Raw genomic sequence first — 22281 nt, forward strand, 5'->3', positions numbered from 1 at the left:
CGTCGTCAGGAGACCGCGGTCAGGAGACCGCGCTGCGCAGGGTCTCCACGTCGATCTGCTCGGTCTCGTCGTGCGCCGTCAGGTCGATCACCTGGCCGACCCCGCGCGACTCCTCGCCGGCCGGCTTGAACCCGGCCTCCGCCTCGGCCTTGTGCAGGGCGAGCGCCTCCTGGCCCACGACGTCGGCGAGGTCCTCGTTCTGCACGGCGTTCTGCACGGCCTCCAGGGCCGGGGCGGCGGCGCCGGCGTCCGCGCCGGAGGGCTGCGCCTTCTTGTTGCCGAAGAAGTCGAAACCGCCCTCGGCCATCGGGCGCCGCGCGGACGGAGCGGGCGGGGCGACGGCCACCGCGGTCGGCACGGTGAAGTGCCCGGTGGTCCGCCGGGTGGGCGCGGAGGGCTGGGCGAGCCGGTCGGGACCGGCCGCGTGCCCGTGCCCGTCGGCCGCGCCGGGGCGCTCCGGCGTACCCGGGCGGGCGGGCGGGCCGGGGCGCTCCGGAGCGGCGCTCTCCCGCCGGTCCGCGTGGCGCGCGCCGCGCTGCTCGCCGCGCTGGTCGGGCACGGCCGGCGCTGCGGTCGCCCGGACGCCGCCACCGCCGCCGTTGTCACCGTCGCCGTCGCCGTCCCCGGCCCGGCCGGCCTCGGCGTCACCGCCGGCGGCCAGCCGCGCGAGCGCCGTCCGGGCCCGCAGGAACAGCCGGGAGCCCTCCGGGGAGAACACCCCGGGCGGGCCGGGGACCGCCTCGGTCCCGGCATCCGGGGCCGCCGTCTCCGGTACGGCGCCCGGTGCCGTGCGCGCCGCGGGCAGCGCGGGCGTCGGCACCACCGCCTCCAGCTCCAGACGCCGGCGGCCCTCCAGCGCGCTGGCGCGCTCGGTCTCCGCCGTGGCGTACCGGCGCAGCAGGGCGGCGTGCTCGCCGCGCAGGCCCGTCAGTTCCGCGCGCTTGGCCCGCAGCCGCTGCTCCAGTCTGGCGCGCAGTTCGCGCGACTCCTCCAGGTCGGACTCCAGTTCCGCGACGCGTTCCTCGAAACGCCACTCGTCGCCCGCCCGCGCGCGCGTGAGGTCGGCGACCTGTTTGCCCGCCTGGGTGTCCCAGTGCCGCATGACGACCGCGCCGAGCACCGCGGTCACCGCCGCGGCCCCGGCCAGCGCGCGGAGCACCGTCGTTTCGCTGAACACCCAGGGACCCGCGGCACAGACGACGGAGACGCCGGCGAGCGCCGAGGGCGGCAGCAGCCTGTGCAAGGGCGGGGAATGGCGGTGACGTCCACGTGGCATGGCCAGAAACTTACCGCGCGTAGGCGTTTCTTGACGCCTCGACCCCGTAAAAAGAGCGCTGTCCCGTAAGTGTTCACGAGGCATCAGGAATCGATGCCTCAATTGACCAAGATCATTTATCCGGACGGGTAATACCGGCCCCGCCGGCATTGCCCTCCCGACCACCGCTTTCCCCGGAACGGGGAGATCACCGCCGGGAAGAGGGCCGGCACCCCGGGGGCCTAGGCTGAACACATGAGCACGCAGACCGGCCGCCGCCACGTGGCGGGACTCACCGCATGGGACCGCTGTGCGGTCATGGGAGTCGTCAATGTGACCCCCGACTCCTTCTCCGACGGTGGTCGCTGGTTCGACACGACGGCCGCCATCAAACACGGCCTCGACCTGGTCGCCCAGGGCGCGGACCTGATCGACGTCGGCGGCGAGTCCACCCGGCCCGGCGCCACCCGCGTCGACGAGGCCGAGGAGCTGAAACGGGTCGTCCCCGTCGTCCGCGGCCTCGCCTCCGAGGGCGTCACCATCTCCGTCGACACCATGCGCGCCTCGGTGGCCGAGCAGGCCCTCCGGGCAGGCGCCGCCCTGGTCAACGACGTCTCCGGGGGCCTCGCCGACCCGCGGATGATCCCGGTGGTCGCGGACGCCGGCGCCCCCTTCGTCGTCATGCACTGGCGCGGCCTGCTGGCGGGCGGCAACGTGCGCGGCAGCTACCACGACGTCGTCACCGAGGTCGCCGACGAGCTGCACGCGCGCGTGACGGCCGTCCTGGAGGGCGGCATCGCCCCGGACCGCGTCGTCGTCGACCCCGGCCTCGGCTTCTCCAAGGACGCCGAGCACGACCTGGTCCTGCTGGCCCACCTGGAGCGCCTGCTGGGCCTGGGCCACCCCCTCCTCGTCGCCGCCTCCCGCAAACGGTTCCTCGGCCGGGTCCTGGCCGGCCCGGACGGCGCCGTGCCGCCCGCGCGGGAGCGCGACGCCGCCACCGCCGCCGTCTCCGCGCTCGCCGCCCGGGCCGGTGCCTGGGCGGTACGGGTGCACGAGGTCCGCGCGACCGCCGACGCCGTACGCGTCGTCCGCGCCGTCGAACGAGCCGCCGCCCGCGGCACGGAAGGAGCCCGGTGAGCGCCTCGCACCTCGACGTCGAGCAGGTCGAGGCGGCCAACACCGCCTACTACGAGGCACTGGAACAAGGCGCCTTCGAACGGCTGAGCGAGATGTGGCTCTCGCCGTCCGACCTCGGCGTCGACGAGACCTACCACGACCCGGCGGACACCGGCGTGGTCTCCTGCGTCCACCCCGGCTGGCCGGTCCTCACCGGCCGCGGGGAGGTCCTGCGGTCGTACGCCCTGATCATGGCGAACACCGACTACATCCAGTTCTTCCTCACCGACACCCACGTCTCCGTCACCGGCGACACGGCCGTCGTCACCTGCACGGAGAACATCCTCAGCGGCGGCCCCGCCCCCGAGGAGGGTGACGAACTCGGCCCCCTGGTCGGCCAGCTCGTGGTCGCCACCAACGTCTTCCGGCGCACCGACGCCGGCTGGAAACTCTGGTCCCACCACGGCTCCCCGGTCCTCGCGGAGACCGACGAGGACGACGACGAGGAGACACCTTCCTGACACCTCCCGGGACACCCCTTCCGGCGTCCTCGCGGAAAAGTGGTTGGAATCACCGACCGGCGGGTATGGACGGCTACCACCCGGTGAGCCACCGGGCCCGCCCGCCACGGCGCACGGGGACGCCTCCCGCCGGCCGAGCGGCCGGAAGCCCCCCGCGGCCCGGCACCGTCAGTGCGCGCGGGTAGATTCGAAAGCGGCCCGGGTGCCGTCCGCACCCCGCGGGCGGACCGGCCGGAACCGACGACTGCAGGAGTGATCGCGTGGATCGTGTCGCGCTGCGCGGCCTGAAGGCCCGCGGGCACCACGGTGTCTTCCCCAAGGAGCGCGAGGAGGGCCAGACCTTCCTCGTGGACCTCGTCCTCGGCCTGGACACCCGGCCCGCCGCGGCCGAGGACGACCTGACCAGGACCGTGCACTACGGCATCGTCGCCGAGGAGGTCGTCGCCGTCGTCGAGGGCGAGCCCGTCAACCTCGTCGAGACGCTCGCCGAGCGCATCGCCCAGGTGTGCCTCAAGCACGAGGCGGTCCAGGAGGTCGAGGTCTGCGTCCACAAGCCGGACGCCCCGATCACGGTGCCCTTCGACGACGTCACCGTCACCATCACCCGGAGCCGTGTATGAGCGCCCCCTTCCTCAAAGGCCCCACCGACCCCACCGTCCAGCCCGTGCCCGCCGCCGTGGTCGACCAGGTCGACGCCGCGGACACCACACTGTCCAACCCCAAACGCGCCGTCATCGCCCTCGGCGCCAACCTCGGCAACCGGCTGGAGACGCTCCAGGGCGCCATCGACGCCCTGGAGGACACCCCCGGCATCCGCGTCAAGGGCGTCTCCCCGGTCTACGAGACCGAGCCCTGGGGCGTCGACCCGGGCACCCAGCCGTCGTACTTCAACGCGGTCGTGATCCTCAAGACCACCCTCCCCCCGACCTCCCTGCTGGAGCGGGCGCACGCCGTGGAGGAAGCCTTCCACCGGGTCCGCGAGGAGCGCTGGGGCCCGCGCACCCTGGACGTCGACATCATCGCGTACGCCGACGTCGTCTCCGACGACCCGCACCTCACCCTGCCCCACCCGCGCGCCCACGAGCGGGCCTTCGTCCTCGCCCCCTGGCACGACGTGGACCCCGAGGCGGCACTGCCCGGCCGCGGCCCGGTCGCCGACCTGCTGGGCGCTGTCGGCCGCGAAGGCGTCGCTCCCCGCGCCGACCTGGAACTCCGGCTGCCGGAATAGTCGTTAAGGTCGACACGACCATCGTGCGGGGAACCGAAGGGACACCGTGAAACAGCTGCGCATCAGGGTGCTGGCCGGCGTCTTCGCCGTGGCCGGCATCCTGTCCTGGGCGGGCGCCCGCCTGTGGAACTCGGTGGGGACCCTCCCCAGCGTCCCCCTCGCCGCCCCCATCGTGCTGGCCTTGATCGCCGTGGTCCTGCTGGCCACGGCCCTCTCCCTGCGCGCCCGTCTGAAGGCCCAGCGCGATCGCGTCCCCGGCGCCAAGGGCGTCGACCCGCTGATGGCGGCCCGCGCGGTCGTCTTCGGCCAGGCCAGCGCCCTGGTCGCCGCCCTGGTCGCCGGGATGTACGGCGGCACGGGCGTTTTCCTGCTGGAGCAGCTCGACATCCCCGCCCGCCGCGACCAGGCCGTCTACGCCGGCTTCTCGGTCCTCGCCGCCATCGCCGTCATAGCGTCCGCCCTCTTCCTGGAGCGCGTCTGCCGCCTCCCCGACGACGAGGACGACAACACCCCGGGCACCCCTTCGACGGCCTGACCCTCCCTCTCTACGGCTGTCTCGTCAGATACCCGTTGACCAGGAAACCCGGGTAGGGGTCGAGACGGCGTGAACCTCGCGCCGATGACCGTGGCCAGCTCCGCGAGGAAGGGAACATTGGCACTGACGACCGTGCGACCAGCCCATCGCTTGTGCCGGAACCCGTCTCCATCGACATAACCGTCCAGGAAACCGCAGAACGTGTCGATGTCCCGGAGCACCACGCGCGGGAACCGCTGCCTCAGATGGTGCGCGTCTCCCCCGACATACTGCCGCATGAGATCCGCCAAGTAGGACGAAACCACCCTCACCCGAAACCCGGGGACGTCCCGCCGGAAAGTCCGAGGGACGGGTCACCGGCTCAAGGCGGGCGCCCAGTCCCGTGGCACCCGTCAAACAGGTCGCGTGACGGCCGGCGAACGCCTCGTCGTCGACCACGAGCGACACGCAGTTCCGTCCGACGGTGGCGTCCGCGCACGTGGCTCCGACGACATACCCGAGTTCATATCCCGGCTTGATCACCAGACGCTCCCGGCACAGCTTACGAGCCGGGGTCCAGACCACCGGGGCGTCCGCCACACGAGAGGCGAGCACCCGGCCATCAGGTGTCGCCAGTTCCTGTCCCGGGGCCACCGTGAAGGTGATCCGGTCGGTCACCACGTCCACGACCTCACGGGCCTTAGCCGCCGTCACCTCGACGACGGTCGTGGGCACCGTGCGCGTCCCGTCCAGACTCCAGAGCTTGTCCCCCACCTCCACGTTCCTGGCCTGCCGGGTACCTCCGACCACGCTCACCAGTTGCTTGCTCGGCACCCCGTGACTCATCGGTGTCCCCCTTGATCAGTGAACAACTCACCGATCGAGGAAGGTACCGGGCACCTCTGACAATCAGGTCAGCGCGCCAATATGAGGCTCATCGCCTCGGCCCGGGTCGTCGAGTCCCTGAGCTGGCCCCGCACCGCGGACGTGGTGGTCTTGGCGCCGGGCTTGCGCACCCCCCGCACCGACATGCACATGTGCTCGGCCTCGATGACGACGATCGCGCCACGGGCTTCGAGGATCTTCATCAGCGAGTCGGCGACCTGCGTGGTCAGCCGCTCCTGCACCTGTGGACGCCGGGCGAACACCTCCACCAGCCGCGCCAGCTTGGAGAGCCCCGTTATCTTGCCCGTTTCAGCCGGAATATACCCAATGTGAGCTACGCCATGAAATGGCAGCAAATGATGTTCACAGAGGCTAACGATTTCGATGTCCTTGACCAAGACCATCTCGTCGTGCCCCAGATCGAACGTGGTCGTCAGGACATCCTCCGGCTCCTGGCGCAACCCCGCCAGGAGTTCCCTGTACGCCCGCGCCACCCGCGCCGGCGTCTCCTTCAAACCCTCGCGGTCCGGGTCCTCGCCGACCGCGATCAGCAGTTCGCGTACGGCGTTCTCGGCCCGCTTCTCGTCGAACTCGCCGACGAAGCCCTCGCCGTCCAGCGTCACGGGGTCGGTCATGTGGTGCCTCGTTCCTGTCACTGTCCTGCTTGTCGGCATATGGGACTGCCGCGCCCCCCAGGCTAGAACCTGGGGGGCGCGGCAGTCATTCCGGGCCTCGCGGGGCCGTCAGCTCTCGGGGCGGTCCTCCGGGGCGCGCTCCGGAGCCGGGGCGGGGTCCGCCGCCGTGCTCTTGGCGGTGCTGATCGCCGCCGTGGCGCCGTTGGCTCCGTTCGTCAGGGCCAGCTCCTTGGGGGAGAGCACCGGCGGACGGGTGGACGGCGTACGCCGCGAGGAGCCGGTCCACGCGGGACGCGGCGGGCGCTTGACGATCGGCGCGAAGATCTCGGCGATCTCCTCCTTGCCCAGGGTCTCCTTCTCCAGGAGGGCCAGGACCAGGTTGTCGAGGACGTCGCGGTTCTCGACCAGGATCTCCCACGCCTCGTTGTGCGCGGTCTCGATGAGCTTCTTGACCTCTTCGTCGACCAGCGCGGCGACCTCTTCCGAGTAGTCGCGCTGGTGGGACATCTCCCGCCCGAGGAACGGTTCGGTGTTGTCGCCACCGAACTTGATCGCGCCGAGCCGTTCGGTCATGCCGTACTGGGTGACCATCGCGCGGGCCAGGCCGGTGGCCTTCTCGATGTCGTTCGCGGCGCCCGTGGTCGGGTCGTGGAAGACCAGTTCCTCGGCCGCCCGGCCGCCCAGCATGTAGGCGAGCTGGTCGAGCATCTCGTTGCGCGTGGTCGAGTACTTGTCCTCGTCCGGGAGGACCATCGTGTAGCCCAGGGCGCGGCCCCGGGACAGGATGGTGATCTTGTGGACCGGGTCGGAGTTGGGTGAGGCCGCCGCGACCAGGGCGTGTCCGCCCTCGTGGTACGCGGTGATCTTCTTCTCCTTGTCGGACATGATCCGGGTCCGCTTCTGCGGGCCCGCCACGACGCGGTCGATCGCCTCGTCCAGCATGTGGTTGTCGATCAGCTTCTGGTCGCTGCGGGCGGTCAGGAGCGCGGCCTCGTTGAGCACGTTGGCCAGATCGGCACCGGTCATGCCGGGGGTGCGCCGGGCGACGGCCGACAGGTCGACGTCCGGGGCGACCGGCTTGCCCTTCTGGTGGACCTTGAGGATCTCCAGACGGCCCTGCATGTCGGGCCGGTCGACGGCGATCTGCCGGTCGAAGCGGCCGGGGCGCAGCAGTGCCGGGTCGAGGATGTCGGGCCGGTTCGTCGCGGCGATGAGGATCACGCCGCCCTTGACGTCGAAGCCGTCCATCTCGACGAGGAGCTGGTTGAGGGTCTGCTCGCGCTCGTCGTGACCGCCGCCGAGGCCGGCGCCGCGATGGCGGCCGACCGCGTCGATCTCGTCGACGAAGACGATCGCCGGGGCGTTCGCCTTGGCCTGCTCGAACAGGTCGCGGACCCGGGAGGCGCCGACGCCGACGAACATCTCGACGAAGTCGGAACCGGAGATCGAGTAGAACGGGACGCCCGCCTCGCCCGCGACGGCTCGCGCGAGCAGCGTCTTGCCGGTGCCGGGAGGCCCGTAGAGCAGGACGCCCTTGGGAATCTTGGCGCCGACGGCCTGGAACTTGGCCGGTTCCTGGAGGAACTCCTTGATCTCGTGGAGTTCCTCGACGGCCTCGTCCGACCCGGCGACGTCGGAGAACGTCGTCTTGGGGGTGTCCTTGGTGATCAGTTTCGCCTTGGACTTCCCGAAGTTCATCACCCGGGAGCCGCCGCCCTGCATCTGGTTCATCAGGAACAGGAAGACGACCACGATGAGGACGAAGGGCAGCAGGGAGAGCAGAATGCCGACGAACGGGTTCTGCTTGGACGGCGAGACGGTGTAGCCGTCCGGGATCTGCTTGTCCTGGTACTTGTTCTGCAGCGTGTTGGCGATGTCCACGCCCTGATCGCCGATGTAGCTCGCCTGGATCTTCGAGCTGCCTTCGACCTTTTCGCCATCCTTGAGCTGGACCTTGACGGTCTGCTCGTCACCGGTGGTGAGCTTGGCCGATTCGACCTTGTTCTGATTGATCGCCTGGACGACCTGGCCCGTGTCCACCGTCTTGTAGCCGCCGGACGAGCCGACGACCTGCATCAACACGACCACGGCAAGGACGGCCAGCACGATCCACATGACCGGCCCACGGAAGTATCGCTTCACGTCCATCCACACGGAGCGGTGCCGCCCCGTCCCTCCTGCCATAGTGAGTTTGATAAGACAGTTCTTCTGACGGTACCCCAGCTTGGTGGCCCGCAGCCGCACGGGATGTCCGGCTCCACCGTCTGCATGCTCCAACGGTGCGAGGGCCGCCGGGGTTCCCGTCCGTCCCGTACAGGCGTGTCAGCCGCCGTAGACGTGGGGCGCGAGCGTACCCACGAACGGCAGGTTCCGGTACTTCTCGGCGTAGTCCAGGCCGTACCCGACGACGAACTCGTTGGGGATGTCGAAGCCGACCCACTGCACGTCGATGGCGACCTTGGCGGCGTCGGGCTTGCGCAGCAGCGTGCACACCTTCAGGGAGGCGGGCTCGCGCGAGCCGAGGTTGGACAGCAGCCAGGAGAGGGTGAGGCCGGAGTCGATGATGTCCTCGACGATCAGGACGTGCTTGCCCTTGATGTCGGTGTCGAGGTCCTTGAGGATGCGCACGACCCCGGAGGACTGGGTGCCCGCGCCGTAGGAGGACACGGCCATCCAGTCCATGGTGACCGGGGTGGACAGTGCCCTGGCGAGGTCGGCCATGACCATCACCGCGCCCTTGAGGACTCCGACGATGAGCAGGTCCTTGCCCGCGTACTCAGCGTCGATCTTCGCGGCCAGCTCGGCCAGCTTCGCGTCGATCTCTTCCTTGGTGATGAGCACCCGCTGGAGATCGGCACCCATGTCGTTCGCGTCCACCCGCATCACTTTCGGTCGTCCCGCAGTTACGGCGTCCGGCTGACAGCCGTTCGGCCGCCCGAGCCGGGCTCGGGGCGGTCGGGGTTCAGCCCCGCCGGATGACCAGTCTGCCACCCTGCCGCTGGGCGACCACCTTGCCGGGCAGGTTGATGGCTCCCTGGCCGCGCCAGCCGGTGATCAGCTTGTCCATCTCCTCGATGTGCCGGGCGAAGAGCGAACCGGCCGGGGCGCCCGCCTCGATGGCGGCCCTGCGCAGGATGCGGCGGCGGACGGCGGGCGGCAGGGCGAAGAGCTTGCTGCAGTCCAGCAGTCCCGTCGCGTCCCGGACGCCGGCCTCGGCCTGCCGGGCCCAGCCGTCGAGGGCGTCGGCGTCGTCGCGGGAGAGCTGGGCGGTGCGGGCCAGCGCCTCGACGACGCCCTTGCCGAGGGCTTTCTCCAGGGCGGGCAGGCCCTCGTGGCGCAGCCGGGAGCGGGTGTAGGCGGGGTCGGTGTTGTGCGGGTCGTCCCAGACGGGCAGGGACTGGGCCATACATGCCTTGCGGGCGGTCTGCCGGTCGAGGTGGAGGAACGGGCGCCGGTAACGGCCGCCGGCCCCCGAGACCGCGGCCATGCCGGACAGGGAGCGGATGCCGGAGCCGCGGGCGAGGCCGAGCAGGACGGTCTCGGCCTGGTCGTCGCGGGTGTGGCCGAGCAGGACGGCGGCGGCGCCGTGGCGCTCCGCGGCGGCGTCCAGGGCGTCGTAGCGGGCGTCGCGGGCGGCGGCTTCCGGGCCGCCTTCGCGGCCGACGGTCACGGCGGTGGACTCCACGGGGTCGAGGCCGAGCGCGCGCAGGCGCACGACGACCTCCTCGGCGCGCAGGTCGGAGCCGGCCTGGAGGCCGTGGTCGACGGTGATGCCGCCGGCCCGGACGCCGAGGCGGGGGGCCTCGAAGGCGAGGGCGGAGGCGAGGGCCATGGAGTCGGCGCCGCCGGAGCACGCCACCAGCACCAGCGGGGGCGTCGCCGGCCGGGTGGACGCCGGGGGGCGTGGCGGCGCGGGCGGGCCCGCGTGCGTCGTCGGGTGGGGGAGTGCGGCGTCGGGGATGTCCGCGTGCCCGGTGCCGTGGTGTTCGGTGAGGATGTCGTGGAGGACGCGGCGGACCGCCAGGCGTATCGCCGCGACCGCAGGATGGGGACCCATGTCCGGTGCCCTTCATGAAATTGGCGGAGGGGGTGGGCCCGTGTGTCGGTCACACAGAGTGTGTAGATGGTGACAGAAACGGGCCGTGCCCCGAGCATTGCACGCCTGCGCGAGCCCGGCGGTCCCTCGGACGGGTGATTGAAGGGGCGTTGCTCTGCCGTCGGCCGGTTGCTCCGCGCGCCCCCGCACCCGGTTCTCACGACTCGGGCGTGCGGTGCACCCGTGCGACCCAGTCCGCCGGTTTGGCGATCTCCGTCTTGGTGGGGAGGGTGTTGGGCGAGGTCCACACGTGGTTGAAGCCGTCCATGCCGACCTCGTCCACGACGGCCCGTACGAAGCGTTCGCCGTCCCGGTACTGGCGCAGTTTGGCGTCCAGGCCGAGCAGCCTGCGCAGGGCGAGGTCGAGGCGGGAGGCGCCCTTGGCGCGGCGCTGCTGGAACTTCTCGCGGATCTCTCCGACGGAGGGCACGACCTCGGGGCCGACGCCGTCCATGACGAAGTCGGCGTGGCCCTCCAGGAGGGACATCACGGCGGTGAGCCGGCCGAGGATCTCCCGCTGGGCGGGGGTCTGCACCAGCTCGACCAGGGACCGGCCGCCGTCGTCCTCCTCGCCCTCGGGGCGGCCACCGGCCAGGGTCTGGGCGGCTTCGCGGACGCGTTCGAGCACGGTCATGGGGTCGACGTCGGTCTCCGCGAGGAACGACTGGATCTCGCCCTGGAGGTGGTCGCGCAGCCAGGGCACCGCGGTGAACTGGGTGCGGTGCGTCTCCTCGTGGAGGCAGACCCAGAGGCGGAAGTCGTGCGGGTCGACGTCGAGTTCGCGTTCGACGTGGACGATGTTGGGAGCGACGAGCAGCAGCCGGCCGCCGCCGTTGCCGGCGGGCAGTTCGCGGGTGGCCGGGGCGAAGGTCTCGTACTGGCCGAGGACCCGGGAGGACAGGAACGACAGCAGCATGCCCAGCTCGACGCCGGTGACCTTGCCGCCGACGGCGCCGAGGACGGCGCTGCCCGGAGAGGAGCCGCGGCGGCCCTCCATCTTGTCCAGGAGGGGTTTGAGGAGTTCCCGGAAGCCGGCGACGTTGGCGCGGACCCAGCCGGGGCGGTCGACGACGAGGACGGGGGTGTCCGCGTCCCCGTCGGCGGCCATCCGGGTGAAGCCGCGGACGTGTTCCTCGGAGGCCCTGGCGTGCCGGCGCAGTTCCGCGACGACGGCCCGGGCCTCGTCGCGGCTGACCTCTGGGCCGGGCCGGACCAGGCGGGTCGCGGTCGCGACCGCGAGGTTCCAGTCGACCATCCCGGACGATGCGGCACCACCGATGCTCGTCATGCGTCAACCGTACGTGAGGCCCGCCGTCGGGGGCAGGCCGTGCGGGGCGGACGCAGGAGGCGCGCTCAGCGGCAGCCGCAGTCGGCGAGGGCGCTCGCGGTGCGGTCCAGGGCCTCTTGCGCGGCCCGCGCGTCCGTGGCGCCGGCGGTGAGGAAGGCGAAGCCGAGCACCCGGCCGTCGGCGGTGGCGACCGTGCCGGCCAGGGTGTTGACGCCGGTCAGGGTGCCCGTTTTGGCGCGGACGAGTCCGGCGGCGCCGTCGGTGTAGCGGCCGCTGAGCGTGCCGGTGAAGTGGGCGACGGGGAGCCCGGTGAGGACGCTGCGCAGGGCGGGGCGGCCGGGGTCGGCGGCGGTGGCCAGCAGGTCGGTGAGCAGGCCGGCGGTGAGCCGGTCGGCGCGGTCCAGCCCGCTGCCGTCGTGGAAGGAGGCGCCCTCGACGGACAGGCCGAGCTGCTTCAGCCGGGCGGTGATGGCGGCGGCTCCGCCCTCGAAGTCGGCCTTCTCGCCGCTCGCCACGGCGGTGTGCCGGGCGAGGGCTTCGGCGAGGTCGTTGTCGCTCTCGGTCAGCATCCGTTCGACCAGGGACGACAGCGGCGGCGAGGTGACCCGGGCAAGGGTGGCGGTGCGGCCGGTGGCCTTGGACGGGCCGGGCGGGGAGGCCGTGATGCCGTGGTCCTCCAGCAGGTCGGCGAAGGTGGCGGCGGCGGCCGCCGCGGGGTCGCTCTCGCGGGGGGCGGGGCCGCTGGTGGAGGCGTCGGCGCGGGCCTCGTCGGCCATCAGGGCGGTGACCTGGGCGAGGTTGTCGTTCGGCCCGATCGGGTGGGTGCCGGAGCCGGTGTACAGGGTGGTGTCGTAGGAGAGCGTCACCTCATGTAGGTGGCGTTTCTCCAGCGCCTTCGCGGTGTCGGCGGCGAGGGTGCGCAGGCTCGCGGAGCCGGCGGCGTCCGCGCGGGCGGTGAGGGTGGGGTCGCCGCCGCCGACGAGGACGAGTTCGCCGGTGTCGGGGTCGAGGGCGGTGCGGGTGGTGAGGCGGTGGTCGGGGCCGAGGGCGGTGAGGGCGGCGACCGCGGTGGCGATCTTGGTGGTGGAGGCGGGGGTGAGGGCGGCGCCGGCGCCGGTGCCGTGGAGCCGCTTCCCGGTGGCGAGGTCGACCACGGAGGCGGCGCGGCGGTCGCCGAGCGCGGGGTCCTCCAGGAGGGGGCCCAGGACATCGGTGAGGGGTGTGGCGGTCCGGTCCGCGGGGGTGTTGCCGTCGAGGGCGGCCAGCACGGAGCCGGCGCTCGGGGCGGGCCGCGGCGGGCCGGCCGCCGTGCCGGGGGCGGTGCCCTGACCGTGATCTGCGCCACCCGTGCGCTCCTGTGCGACGGCGCGGTCACGCTCGGCCGTACGCTGACCCGTGGAGTCCCAGGGGCCCGCGGCGGTCACCACACCGGCGGCGAGCGCCAGTCCGGCGGTGGCGGCACCCGCGGTGTACCGCCAGGTCCGCGGTCCCGTGATCCGGGTCGCCGTGGTCCACACCGGCCGCGCGACCCGCGGTACGGCGGTCCGGGCGGTACGGGAGATCCGCGTGGCCGCGGGCCGTACGGCGGCCACGGCACGCGCGGCGTACGGTCGGACGGACCGCCACGGTCTCGGCTCCGGCACGGTCACCAGCCCCTTTCGCGATCACGCACCTGCGTGAGGGACACTTAATCACCAGAACTATGTGCTGATCATGGAGGAGCGTCCGGTGGAGTTCGACGTCACGATCGAGATCCCGAAGGGTTCGCGGAACAAGTACGAGGTGGACCACGAGACCGGTCGTATCCGCCTGGACCGCCGCCTGTTCACCTCGACCGCCTACCCGACCGACTACGGCTTCGTCGAGAACACCCTCGGCGAGGACGGCGACCCGCTGGACGCGCTGGTCATCCTGGACGAGCCGACCTTCCCGGGCTGCCTCATCACCTGCCGCGCGATCGGCATGTTCCGGATGACGGACGAGGCCGGCGGCGACGACAAGCTGCTGTGCGTCCCGTCGACCGACCCGCGCGTGGAGCACCTGCGGGACATCCACCACGTGTCGGAGTTCGACCGTCTGGAGATCCAGCACTTCTTCGAGGTCTACAAGGACCTGGAGCCCGGCAAGTCCGTCGAGGGCGCCAACTGGGTCGGCCGCACCGACGCCGAGGCCGAGATCGAGCGCTCCTACAAGCGGTTCAAGGAGCAGGGCGGTCACTGAGTCCCCTGTGGCGTGCTGAGGCGTGAGCCTCGTGACGGGCCGTGCGCGTACGCGTGCGGCCCGTTCGTGTTTGAGTGCGCATACTGAGGGCTACAGGAGGTTGTGGTTGTAGGGAGCTTGGGACAGGTGACGGACGCGGAGGACCGAAAGCCGCAGTCGGACGAGGCACGGAGCGCTTTCCGGCCGCCCAGCGGGGTCGCGGCACCGGCCGACGAGGAGTCGTCGACGACGTCCGAGTTCGCGGTGCCCGAGGGGCTCGCCGTTCCCCGGACGGGCCCGAGCGAGTCCGAGGTGACGTCGGAGTTCGCCCTGCCGGAGGGTCTGGACGCGCCGCAGCCGCCGCCCGAGCCGTCGTACAGCGCGAGTGCCTTCACCCCGCCCGTCGGCATACCGGCGGTGAGTCTGACCAAGGACGTGCCCTGGCAGGACCGGATGCGCACGATGCTGCGGATGCCGGTGGCCGAGCGGCCCGCCCCGGAGGCCCCGCAGCGCCACGAGGACGAGACCGGTCCGGCCGTGCCGCGCGTCCTCGACCTGACCCTGCGCATCGGTGAGCTGCTGCTCGCGGGCGGCGAGGGCGCGGAGGACGTGGAGGCGGCGATGTTCGCGGTCTGCCGCTCCTACGGCCTGGACCGCTGCGAGCCGAACGTCACCTTCACGCTGCTGTCCATCTCGCACCAGCCGTCGCTGGTGGAGGACCCGGTGACGGCCTCGCGCACGGTACGCCGCCGGGGTACCGACTACACCCGGCTCGCGGCCGTGTTCCGGCTGGTGGACGATCTCAGCGACCCGGAGACGCACATCTCCCTGGAGGAGGCGTACCGGCGGCTGGCGGAGATCCGCAGGAACCGGCACCCGTACCCGACGTGGGTGCTGACGTCCGCGAGCGGGCTGCTGGCCGGGGCGGCCTCGCTGCTGGTCGGCGGTGATCTGATCGTCTTCGTCGCGGCGCTGTTCGGCGCGATGCTCGGCGACCGGCTGGCCTGGCTCTGCGCGGGGCGCGGGCTGCCGGAGTTCTACCAGTTCGCGGTGGCCGCGATGCCGCCGGCCGCGCTCGGCATCGCGCTGACCCTCGCCCAGGTGGAGGTGAAGGCGTCGGCGGTCATCACCGGTGGACTGTTCGCGCTGCTGCCGGGGCGGGCGCTGGTGGCCGGGGTGCAGGACGGGCTGACCGGCTTCTACATCACCGCGGCGGCGCGGCTGCTGGAGGTGCTGTACTTCTTCGTCAGCATCGTCGCCGGGGTGCTGGTGGTGCTGTACTTCGGCGTGCAGCTCGGCGCCGAGCTGAACCCGGACGCGGCGCTCGGCACGGGCGACGACCCGGTGGTGCAGATCGTGGCGTCGATGCTGCTGTCGCTGGCCTTCGCGATCCTGCTCCAGCAGGAACGGTCCACCGTGCTGGCGGTGACCCTGAACGGCGGCGTGGCCTGGTGCGTGTACGGGGCGATGCACTACGCGGGCGAGATCTCGCCGGTGGCGTCGACGGCCGCGGCGGCGGGTCTGGTGGGGCTGTTCGGGCAGCTGATGTCCCGGTACCGGTTCGCGTCCGCGCTGCCGTACACGACGGCGGCGATCGGGCCGCTGCTGCCGGGGTCCGCGACGTACTTCGGGCTGCTGGCGATCGCGCAGAGCGAGGTGGACCGGGGGATGGTGTCGCTGACCAAGGCGGTGGCCCTCGCGATGGCGATCGCCATCGGGGTGAATCTCGGGTCGGAGATCTCGCGGCTGTTCCTGAAGGTGCCGGGGGCGGCGAGTGCGGCGGGGCGGCGGGCCGCGAAGCGGACGCGAGGGTTCTGACGCCGGGCACGTACGCCGCCGCCGGGTGCCCGCGGGGGGGGGCTTCTGTGGTGCGGCGGCTGACAGGTTGGTGGTGGCTTGCCGCGCCACGCGGCGGAGCCGCAGATGCGTACGGCCCCGCGCCCCTGCGCGGGCTCAGTAACCCTGGTTGTAGGGGTTCTGGTTGTTCTGCGGGTACGGCTGCTGCCGGCCGTAGTCCTGCGGGTACTGCTGCTGCGGGTACTGCTGGGCGTACGGCTGCTGCTGGTTCCCGTACGGCTGCTGCTGGTTGCCGTAGGGCTGCTGCTGGTTCCCGTAGGGCTGCTGCTGGTTGCCGTAGGGCTGCTGCTGCGGGGGCTGGTCGGTCGGGTCGATGCGGCGGAGCTGGGTGGTGGCGTCGTCCAGGGCGGGGGGTTCGTGGGGCTGGGGGGCCTGCGGGGTGTGCGGCGGGTTCTTCTTGTTCTTGGAGCGGGCGCGCAGGAACTCGATCGCGATCGGGACGACCGAGACGAGGACGATCAGGATGAGGATCGCCTCGATGTTCTCCTTGACGAAGTCGATGCCGCCCAGCCAGGAGCCCAGCAGGGTCACGCCCGCGCCCCACAGGACGCCGCCGATGACGTTGAAGGTCAGGAACGAGCGGTACCGCATGCCGCTGACGCCGGCGATGATCGGCGTGAAGGTGCGCACGACGGGCACGAAGCGGGCCAGGACCAGGGACTTCGGGCCGTACTTCTCGAAGAACTCGTGCGCCTTGGTGACGTTCTCCTGCTTGAAGAGGCGGGAGTCGGGCCGCTTGAAGAGGGACGGGCCCACCTTCTTGCCGAACATGTAGCCCGCCTGGTCGCCGAGGATCGCGGCGAGGCAGATCAGCGCGATGGCGCCCCACAGGGGGAAGTCGAGCTGCTTGGAGGTGATGAGCAGCCCCGCGGTGAACAGCAGGGAGTCGCCCGGCAGGAAGAACCCGATGAGCAGGCCCGACTCGGCGAAGACGATCAGGAGCAGGCCCCAGATGCCGAACGTGTCGAGGAGATAGTTCGGGTCCAGCCAGCTCGGGCCGAGGGCAAGCGTCGTCACGGTTCCGGGCTCCTGTGGGATGAAGGCGGCGAGGCGAACGGATACGGCCGCACAAAGCTATCAACGCCGTGTGCCCGCCCCAGGTTCCACCGGTGGGAGCAGCATGAACTGTGACCGCCCTCGGTCCGGGCTGTGAACCGGAAGGTCACCCTGCGCGACGGTCCGCGTTCGCCGTGATCGCGTCCTTCAGGTGCTCGGCGAGGCCGGGGCGGATCGCGTCGTAGAACGCCTTGAAGCGTTCGTCGGCGACGTACATCTCGCCCAGGCAGCGGTGCATCGCGTGGGGGCAGTCGTAGAACCAGGCAGAGATGTGCCGCCGGTGTTCCTCGGCCATGGCCATGGCGGCCTCGCCGGCCGGGGGCTCTCCGGCCGCCATCAGGGCGGCGTAGCGCTCGCTCCAGTCGGCCGTCTCGGCCTGGAGCCGCTGCCAGTCCTCCTTGGTGCGGCGGGCGGCCCGGCGCTGCGACTCGGCGTACGCCTCGGTGCCGCCCCAGCGGTCCTCCGTCTCCTCCGCGTACTGCTCCGGGTCGTTGTCCCCGAACACCTCGAACCGTTCCTCGGGGGTGAGATCGATGCCCATTCTGCGTGCCTCCATGGCCTGCTCCACGGCCGCCGCCATCTTCCGCAGCTTCTCGATCCGGGCGGTCAGCAGCTCGTGCTGCCGGCGCAGCCGGGCGCGCGGGTCCGCGTCCGGGTCGTCGAGGAGGGCGGCGACCTCGTCGAGCGGGAAGCCCAGCTCTCGGTAGAACAGGACGCGCTGGAGCCGGTCGAGGTCGGCGTCGCTGTAGCGCCGGTGCCCCGCGCGGCTGCGCTCACTCGGTGTGAGCAGGCCGATGTCGTCGTAGTGGTGCAGTGTGCGCACCGTCACTCCGGCGAAGCCGGCCACCTGTCCCACGGAGTAGCTCAACTCCCGCTCCCTTCTTCCGACGCCGTCCACGCTGCCTCCTCACGCGGCGTGAGGCGCAAGTCCGGCGCCGGGGTCAGTGGCGGTCGCCCGGGTGCGGCTCGGGGGTCCCGTACGGGTTCTCCTCGCCCTCGGGCAGGACGCCGACGAACGGCTCGCCGTCGCCGGCGAAGGTGTGGGCGCCGCCCCGGACGCGTGCGATCAGGCCACGGGTCCAGGGGGCGCCGGTGTCGGCGGAGCCGGCCCACAGGTGCATGATCCCGCCGATGTGGCCGAGCTGCTCCGGGCCGCCCTCCGGTGTGTGGTGCCCGGTGACGGCGGTGCGCCACGCCGCGATGCGCCGCAGACACTGCTGGAGCAGCTCCGGCACCTCGTCGCCCCAGGTCGACCATGCAGCCCGGCGCGGCGGCGAGCACGTCCGGTTTCCGGTCGTGGGCGGTGAGGGCCCGGCGCAGCAGGGTGAGGTACTCCTCGGTGCCGGCGCCGGTGCTCTCGTACTCGGTGCGCGGCGGGCCGCCGGCGGGGGACGGGGCCGTCTCGTGGGCGAGGAGCAGCCCCTGCTACGCCGGCTGCTTCAAGGCGTGGTGGATCGGCCCCGGGCTTGGCGTGCGACCCGTCGTGGGCGCCCCGGTACTCCAGGTCGTCGCGGACCTGGTAGCCGTGGGCCCGCCCGTGCCGGCGGACCGCGCCGAGCACGAGCAGGCGGATCACTGACATGGGGTCCGGGGCAGGCCGCCCGGCCGTCGCGGGGGTGCGGGCGGCCTTTCGCCCGGTCAGAACGGGAAGGTGCTCCGGCCGTGCTGTACGGAGATCCACTTCTGGGTGGTGAAGGCGTCGAGCATCGCGTCGCCGTTGAGCCGGCCGAGCCCCGAGTGCTTCTCGCCGCCGAAGGGGACGATCGGCTCGTCGTGCACGGTGCCGTCGTTCACGTGGAACATCCCGGTGTCGATCCGCCGGGCGAAGGCCACGCCCCGCTCCACGTCCGCGGTGTGCACGGCACCGCTGAGGCCGTACGGGGTGTCGTTGACCAGGCGTACCGCCTCCTCCTCGCCGTCGAAGGGGACGAGGAAGGCGACCGGGCCGAAGACCTCCTGGCGCAGCAGGGCGGAGTCGGCGGGGACGCCGGTGAGCACGGAGGGCTCGACCAGGTTGGCGGTGCGCCCGCCGTGCACCAGGGCCGTCGCGCCCTCGGCGAGGGCCTGCTCCACGACGCCGGCGACGGCGTCGGCCTGCCGGGAGTTGATCAGGGGGCCGATGACGGTCGCGGGGTCGTCCGGGTCGCCGGCCTTGAGGGTCTTCACCTTGGCGACGAACCTGGCCGTGAACTCCTCGGCGACCGAGCGGTCCACGAGGATGCGGTTGGCGGCCATGCAGACCTGGCCCTGGTGGACGTACCGGCTGAAGACGGCCGCGTCGACCGCGTAGTCGAGGTCGGCGTCGTCGAGGACCACCAGGGCGCTGTTGCCGCCCAGTTCGAGGACCGCGCGCTTGAAGTGCGCGGCGCAGACGGTGGCGACATGGCGGCCGACCGCGTCGGAACCGGTGAAGGAGATGACCTTCGGCACCGGGTGCTCGACGAACGCGTCGCCGATCTCCGCTATGTCCGTGACGACGACGTTGAGCAGGCCGCCCGGCAGGCCGGCGTCCTCGAAGATCTTGGCGACCAGGGTGCCGCCGACGACCGGGGTGTTCTGGTGCGGCTTGAGGACGACGCCGTTGCCCAGGGCGAGGGCCGGGGCGACCGACTTGAGGGAGAGCAGGAAGGGGAAGTTGAAGGGGCTGATCACGCCGACGACACCGACCGGGACGCGGTAGACGCGGTTCTCCTTGCCCTCGGTCGGGGAGGGCAGGACGCGGCCCTCGGGACGCAGTGCCAGGTGGACCGCCTCGCGCAGGAACTCCTTGGCGAGGTGCAGTTCGAAACCGGCCTTGGTGCGGGTGCCGCCCAGCTCAGCGATGATCGCCTCGACGATCTCCGGCTCGCGCTCCTCCACCAGGCGCAGCGCCTTCTCGAACACCGCGCGGCGGGCGTACGGGCTGGCCGCCGCCCATTCCTTCTGCGCGCGCTCGGCGGCCCGGTAGGCGGTGTCCACCTCGGCGGTGGTGGCTATGGTGATCGAGGCGAGCTTGGCGTCGTCGTACGGGTTGAAGTCGACGATGTCCCAGGAGCCGGAGCCGGCCCGCCACTCACCGTCGATGTACTGCTGGGCCAGATCGGTGAAGTACGACGACATGTGATCCCTCAATCCCTTGCTGCCGGCGCAGGCGGAGTCGACGGACGACCGGCTCCCGCACGGTCCGTCCCCCCGGCATCGTACGGGTGTATCAAGGGGCGCGTGGGGCAATGGCGGCCCGGCTCAGCCGAGTTGGAGGAGCCCCCGCAGGACGTCCCGGCTCTCGTCCGGTCCCGGGCTGTCGCGCTGCAGATCCTTCATCGCCTTCTCGTACTGGGCGACGTCCTCGGCCTTGTCCAGGTAGAGCGCGCTGGTGAGCTGCTCCAGGTAGACCACGTCCGAGAGGTCGGACTCGGGGAAGCTGAGGAGGGTGAACGCGCCGGACTCCCCGGAGTGGCCGCCGAAGCCGAACGGCATCACCTGGAGGCGGATGTTGGGGCGCTCGGACATCTCGATCAGGTGCTGGAGCTGGCCGCGCATCACCTCGCGGTCGCCGTAGGGGCGGCGCAGCGCGGCCTCGTCCAGGACGATGTGGAACTCGGGCGCGTTCTCGGCGACCAGGTACTTCTGGCGCTCCAGGCGGAGCGTCACCCTGCGCTCGACGTCGGCCTCGTTCGCCTCGCCGAGGCCGCGGCGGACCACCGCGCGGGCGTACTCCGGGGTCTGCAGCAGTCCGTGCACGAACTGCACCTCGTACACGCGGATGACGGAGGCCGCGCCCTCCAGGCCCACGTAGGTGGGGAACCAGCTGGGCAGCACGTCGGAGTAACTGTGCCACCAGCCCGCCACGTTGGCCTCGCGGGCCAGCGACAGCAGGGAGGCGCGCTCCTGCTCGTCGGTGATGCCGTAGAGGGTCAGCAGGTCCTCCACATCGCGTGTCTTGAAGCTCACCCGGCCCAGCTCCATCCGGCTGATCTTCGACTCGGAGGCGCGGATCGAGTACCCCGCCGCCTCGCGCGTGATCCCCCGCGCCTCACGCAGTCGCCTGAGTTGTGATCCGAGCAGCATGCGCCGCACCACCGATCCGGGCTCTCCCGCGCTCACGTTCGCCAGCCTCCCCAACCGTCTTCAAGGGCCGAAGTCTGCCACTAAAACACTCCGAGCAGTACTCGTCCGATTACACAAACGGAGTCGAGCCAAAGGAAAGGCACAGGAAAAGGCCAGGAACGGTCCAGGAACAGGCACGGACCGACCGAGACGACACCGGGGCGGAGAGGTGAAGATGGCGGAAAATTTGACCTGCAAGCGGTACGGGTAGGACCATTTCGGTCACGTGCACGTGCATCTGCCCTTGCATCTGCTCTGCGCATCCGAAACCATGGTCCCGCACCACCGCGCCGCCTCGCTACGACCGCGAATTCCGGGAGTGCCTCGCATGGGGACGAATGGATCGACCATGCTCGAGCCGTCACGGCAGGGCCTTCCGCCGATGGACCCCGCGCACGTCTCCAGCGCCGCCTCCTGCGCCCTGCCGCCCCGCCACGAAGCGGTGCGCGAGGCACGCCGGTTCACCCGCCGCACGCTCGACGGCTGGCCCACGGGCGACCGCTTCGACGACATCTGCCTGGTGGTCTCGGAACTCGTCACCAACGCCCTGCGGCACGCCCTGCCGGAGGGCGGGCGGCCGACGGACGCGGCCGGGCGCCGCGACGCGTACGGGCGCGGCGACCAGCAGGCGCGGGCCGGCGGGTTCGGTCCGGTGCGGCTGCACCTCATGCGCTGGACCGGGCGGCTGGTGTGCGCGGTGCGCGATCCGAGCGAGGACGGTCCGGTGGTGCGTACGGCGGAGGACTTCGCGGCGGAGTCCGGGCGCGGCCTGTTCCTGGTGGAGTCCTTCAGCGACAGCTGGGGCTGGTACCCACTGACCGGCACCCTGCCGGGCAAGGTCGTCTGGGCCCTGTTCCGGGTCCCGGAACCGCCCGCCGGGTGAACTGCCGCACGCCGCTGCCGTGCCGCGTTTCTACGCGCGTCACGGCGGCAGTCCTCCGAGCGCGTCACGCGGGGCGGTTCCCCCGTCGGCCCGTACGACGGCCGGGCGGGCGGGCGGGCCGCGCCGTCACCCCGTGACCAGGTGGTCGAACTCCCCGTCCTTGACACCCAGCAGCATCGCCTCGATCTCGGCGCGGGTGTAGACCAGCGCCGGGCCGTCGGGGAAGCGGGAGTTGCGCACGGCCACCTCGCCGCCGGGCAGCCGGGCGAACTCCACGCAGGACCCCTGCGAGTTGCTGTGCCGGCTCTTCTGCCAGGCCACGCCGTGCAGGTCCGTTGCGGCGATGCCGTTGTACACGTCGTGGTTCACAGGCCGCTCCCCGGTGTCGCACTGTGGCTGGTGTGGCCATTGATGCATGGTCAACTGATCCGGATCATAGCCCTGTTCACGGGCATCTGCATGCGCAAATGCACGTGCACGCGGGGTGGCCCCTCGGTTACAGCCGATACCGCCCCGAGGCTGCGGGAATCCTGTCGTAAGTGACGCCTCGCCGCCGCCACCCGTTCCCGCGTCTGCCCCTCGATTCGTTGATCATGCAACAACACCGGGGACCCGCCGGTGCGGGCGGGTCCCCGGTACGGACGACGGTGGACGCGGGC

20 protein-coding genes and 1 pseudogene are annotated in these 22281 nt (G+C 71.7%); 8 read left to right on the forward strand and 13 right to left on the reverse strand.

Features of this window, described 5'->3' with window-relative positions; all coding sequences use genetic code 11:
* Positions 1-19: 19 nt before the first annotated feature.
* Positions 20-1276, reverse strand: a complete 1257-nt coding sequence (locus tag Sdagh_RS17475) for a hypothetical protein (protein WP_190076953.1) — start codon at positions 1274-1276, stop codon at positions 20-22.
* Between the two features lie 234 nt (positions 1277-1510).
* Between Sdagh_RS17475 and folP the strand changes: the two genes are divergently transcribed.
* From folP to Sdagh_RS17500, 5 genes are all read left to right on the forward strand, one after another.
* On the forward strand, positions 1511-2395 hold the full coding sequence (gene folP, locus Sdagh_RS17480) for a dihydropteroate synthase (RefSeq protein WP_190076954.1): 885 nt from the start codon (positions 1511-1513) through the stop codon (positions 2393-2395).
* Entirely contained in the window at positions 2392-2895 is a 504-nt protein-coding gene (locus tag Sdagh_RS17485; protein WP_190012075.1) for a nuclear transport factor 2 family protein, read from the forward strand. Before folP ends, Sdagh_RS17485 begins: the two co-directional genes overlap by 4 nt.
* Positions 2896-3155: 260 nt before the next feature.
* Positions 3156-3515 carry a dihydroneopterin aldolase gene (gene folB, locus Sdagh_RS17490; RefSeq protein WP_189421957.1) on the forward strand — a complete coding sequence of 120 codons (360 nt, stop codon included), beginning with the start codon at positions 3156-3158 and terminating at the stop codon, positions 3513-3515.
* Positions 3512-4123: a 2-amino-4-hydroxy-6-hydroxymethyldihydropteridine diphosphokinase gene (gene folK / locus Sdagh_RS17495; protein ID WP_190076955.1), complete on the forward strand. Its 612-nt coding sequence runs from the start codon at positions 3512-3514 to the stop codon at positions 4121-4123. Before folB ends, folK begins: the two co-directional genes overlap by 4 nt.
* Positions 4124-4169: 46 nt before the next feature.
* Complete coding sequence (locus Sdagh_RS17500; RefSeq protein ID WP_189421955.1) at positions 4170-4658, forward strand: DUF3180 domain-containing protein; 489 nt, start codon at positions 4170-4172, stop codon at positions 4656-4658.
* A gap of 893 nt (positions 4659-5551) precedes the next feature.
* Here the strand turns inward: Sdagh_RS17500 and folE are convergent.
* From folE to dacB, 6 genes are all read right to left on the reverse strand, one after another.
* On the reverse strand, positions 5552-6157 hold the full coding sequence (gene folE / locus Sdagh_RS17505) for a GTP cyclohydrolase I FolE (protein ID WP_189421954.1): 606 nt from the start codon (positions 6155-6157) through the stop codon (positions 5552-5554).
* Positions 6158-6265: 108 nt separating this feature from the next.
* Positions 6266-8305: an ATP-dependent zinc metalloprotease FtsH gene (ftsH, locus tag Sdagh_RS17510; RefSeq protein ID WP_189421953.1), complete on the reverse strand. Its 2040-nt coding sequence runs from the start codon at positions 8303-8305 to the stop codon at positions 6266-6268.
* Positions 8306-8479: 174 nt separating this feature from the next.
* Entirely contained in the window at positions 8480-9040 is a 561-nt protein-coding gene (gene hpt / locus Sdagh_RS17515; RefSeq protein WP_189421952.1) for a hypoxanthine phosphoribosyltransferase, read from the reverse strand.
* A 79-nt stretch (positions 9041-9119) separates the two neighbouring features.
* Positions 9120-10214, reverse strand: a complete 1095-nt coding sequence (gene tilS, locus Sdagh_RS17520; protein WP_189421951.1) for a tRNA lysidine(34) synthetase TilS — start codon at positions 10212-10214, stop codon at positions 9120-9122.
* Between the two features lie 196 nt (positions 10215-10410).
* Positions 10411-11541: an Rv3626c family coenzyme F420 biosynthesis-associated protein gene (locus Sdagh_RS17525; RefSeq protein WP_190012073.1), complete on the reverse strand. Its 1131-nt coding sequence runs from the start codon at positions 11539-11541 to the stop codon at positions 10411-10413.
* 65 nt (positions 11542-11606) lie between these two features.
* Positions 11607-13190, reverse strand: coding sequence for a D-alanyl-D-alanine carboxypeptidase/D-alanyl-D-alanine endopeptidase (gene dacB / locus Sdagh_RS17530; RefSeq protein ID WP_189421949.1), 1584 nt, complete (start codon positions 13188-13190; stop codon positions 11607-11609).
* A gap of 79 nt (positions 13191-13269) precedes the next feature.
* Between dacB and Sdagh_RS17535 the strand changes: the two genes are divergently transcribed.
* Both Sdagh_RS17535 and Sdagh_RS17540 read left to right on the forward strand, forming a co-directional pair.
* The gene (locus Sdagh_RS17535; protein WP_189422007.1) at positions 13270-13761 is read left to right on the forward strand and encodes an inorganic diphosphatase; all 492 of its coding nucleotides are present in this window, start codon (positions 13270-13272) and stop codon (positions 13759-13761) included.
* A gap of 126 nt (positions 13762-13887) precedes the next feature.
* A complete protein-coding gene (locus tag Sdagh_RS17540) occupies positions 13888-15558 on the forward strand; it encodes a threonine/serine exporter family protein (protein ID WP_189421948.1) in 1671 nt (556 codons plus the stop codon).
* A 135-nt stretch (positions 15559-15693) separates the two neighbouring features.
* Here Sdagh_RS17540 and Sdagh_RS17545 read toward each other — a convergent pair whose 3' ends face one another.
* The 5 genes and pseudogenes from Sdagh_RS17545 to Sdagh_RS17565 form a co-directional block, all read right to left on the reverse strand.
* Positions 15694-16614: a DedA family protein gene (locus tag Sdagh_RS17545; protein ID WP_189421947.1), complete on the reverse strand. Its 921-nt coding sequence runs from the start codon at positions 16612-16614 to the stop codon at positions 15694-15696.
* Between the two features lie 145 nt (positions 16615-16759).
* The gene (locus tag Sdagh_RS17550; RefSeq protein WP_189421946.1) at positions 16760-17521 is read right to left on the reverse strand and encodes a MerR family transcriptional regulator; all 762 of its coding nucleotides are present in this window, start codon (positions 17519-17521) and stop codon (positions 16760-16762) included.
* Positions 17522-17594: 73 nt separating this feature from the next.
* Positions 17595-18235: pseudogene (locus Sdagh_RS17555) on the reverse strand (PadR family transcriptional regulator).
* Positions 18236-18291: 56 nt separating this feature from the next.
* Positions 18292-19752: an aldehyde dehydrogenase family protein gene (locus Sdagh_RS17560; RefSeq protein WP_189421945.1), complete on the reverse strand. Its 1461-nt coding sequence runs from the start codon at positions 19750-19752 to the stop codon at positions 18292-18294.
* A 123-nt stretch (positions 19753-19875) separates the two neighbouring features.
* On the reverse strand, positions 19876-20712 hold the full coding sequence (locus Sdagh_RS17565) for a Sco1979 family transcriptional regulator (RefSeq protein ID WP_494485925.1): 837 nt from the start codon (positions 20710-20712) through the stop codon (positions 19876-19878).
* Positions 20713-21088: 376 nt separating this feature from the next.
* Between Sdagh_RS17565 and Sdagh_RS17570 the strand changes: the two genes are divergently transcribed.
* Complete coding sequence (locus tag Sdagh_RS17570) at positions 21089-21622, forward strand: ATP-binding protein (RefSeq protein WP_226535263.1); 534 nt, start codon at positions 21089-21091, stop codon at positions 21620-21622.
* 126 nt (positions 21623-21748) lie between these two features.
* Here the strand turns inward: Sdagh_RS17570 and Sdagh_RS17575 are convergent, their stop codons facing one another.
* Positions 21749-21991: a DUF397 domain-containing protein gene (locus Sdagh_RS17575; protein WP_226535264.1), complete on the reverse strand. Its 243-nt coding sequence runs from the start codon at positions 21989-21991 to the stop codon at positions 21749-21751.
* Positions 21992-22281: the final 290 nt, after the last annotated feature.

Source organism: Streptomyces daghestanicus (genome assembly GCF_020521275.1).
GTDB classification, from domain to species: domain Bacteria; phylum Actinomycetota; class Actinomycetes; order Streptomycetales; family Streptomycetaceae; genus Streptomyces; species Streptomyces griseoviridis.

Coding starts and splice junctions, on each gene's coding strand:
- Sdagh_RS17570 (WP_226535263.1), top strand. CDS start 21,089: ATGCTCGAGCCGTCACGGCAGGGCCTTCCGCCGATGGACCCCGCGCAC.
- Sdagh_RS17560 (WP_189421945.1), bottom strand. CDS start 19,752: ATGTCGTCGTACTTCACCGATCTGGCCCAGCAGTACATCGACGGTGAG.
- Sdagh_RS17525 (WP_190012073.1), bottom strand. CDS start 11,541: ATGACGAGCATCGGTGGTGCCGCATCGTCCGGGATGGTCGACTGGAAC.
- tilS (WP_189421951.1), bottom strand. CDS start 10,214: ATGGGTCCCCATCCTGCGGTCGCGGCGATACGCCTGGCGGTCCGCCGC.
- ftsH (WP_189421953.1), bottom strand. CDS start 8,305: ATGGACGTGAAGCGATACTTCCGTGGGCCGGTCATGTGGATCGTGCTG.
- hpt (WP_189421952.1), bottom strand. CDS start 9,040: ATGCGGGTGGACGCGAACGACATGGGTGCCGATCTCCAGCGGGTGCTC.
- folK (WP_190076955.1), top strand. CDS start 3,512: ATGAGCGCCCCCTTCCTCAAAGGCCCCACCGACCCCACCGTCCAGCCC.
- Sdagh_RS17475 (WP_190076953.1), bottom strand. CDS start 1,276: ATGCCACGTGGACGTCACCGCCATTCCCCGCCCTTGCACAGGCTGCTG.
- folP (WP_190076954.1), top strand. CDS start 1,511: ATGAGCACGCAGACCGGCCGCCGCCACGTGGCGGGACTCACCGCATGG.
- folE (WP_189421954.1), bottom strand. CDS start 6,157: ATGACCGACCCCGTGACGCTGGACGGCGAGGGCTTCGTCGGCGAGTTC.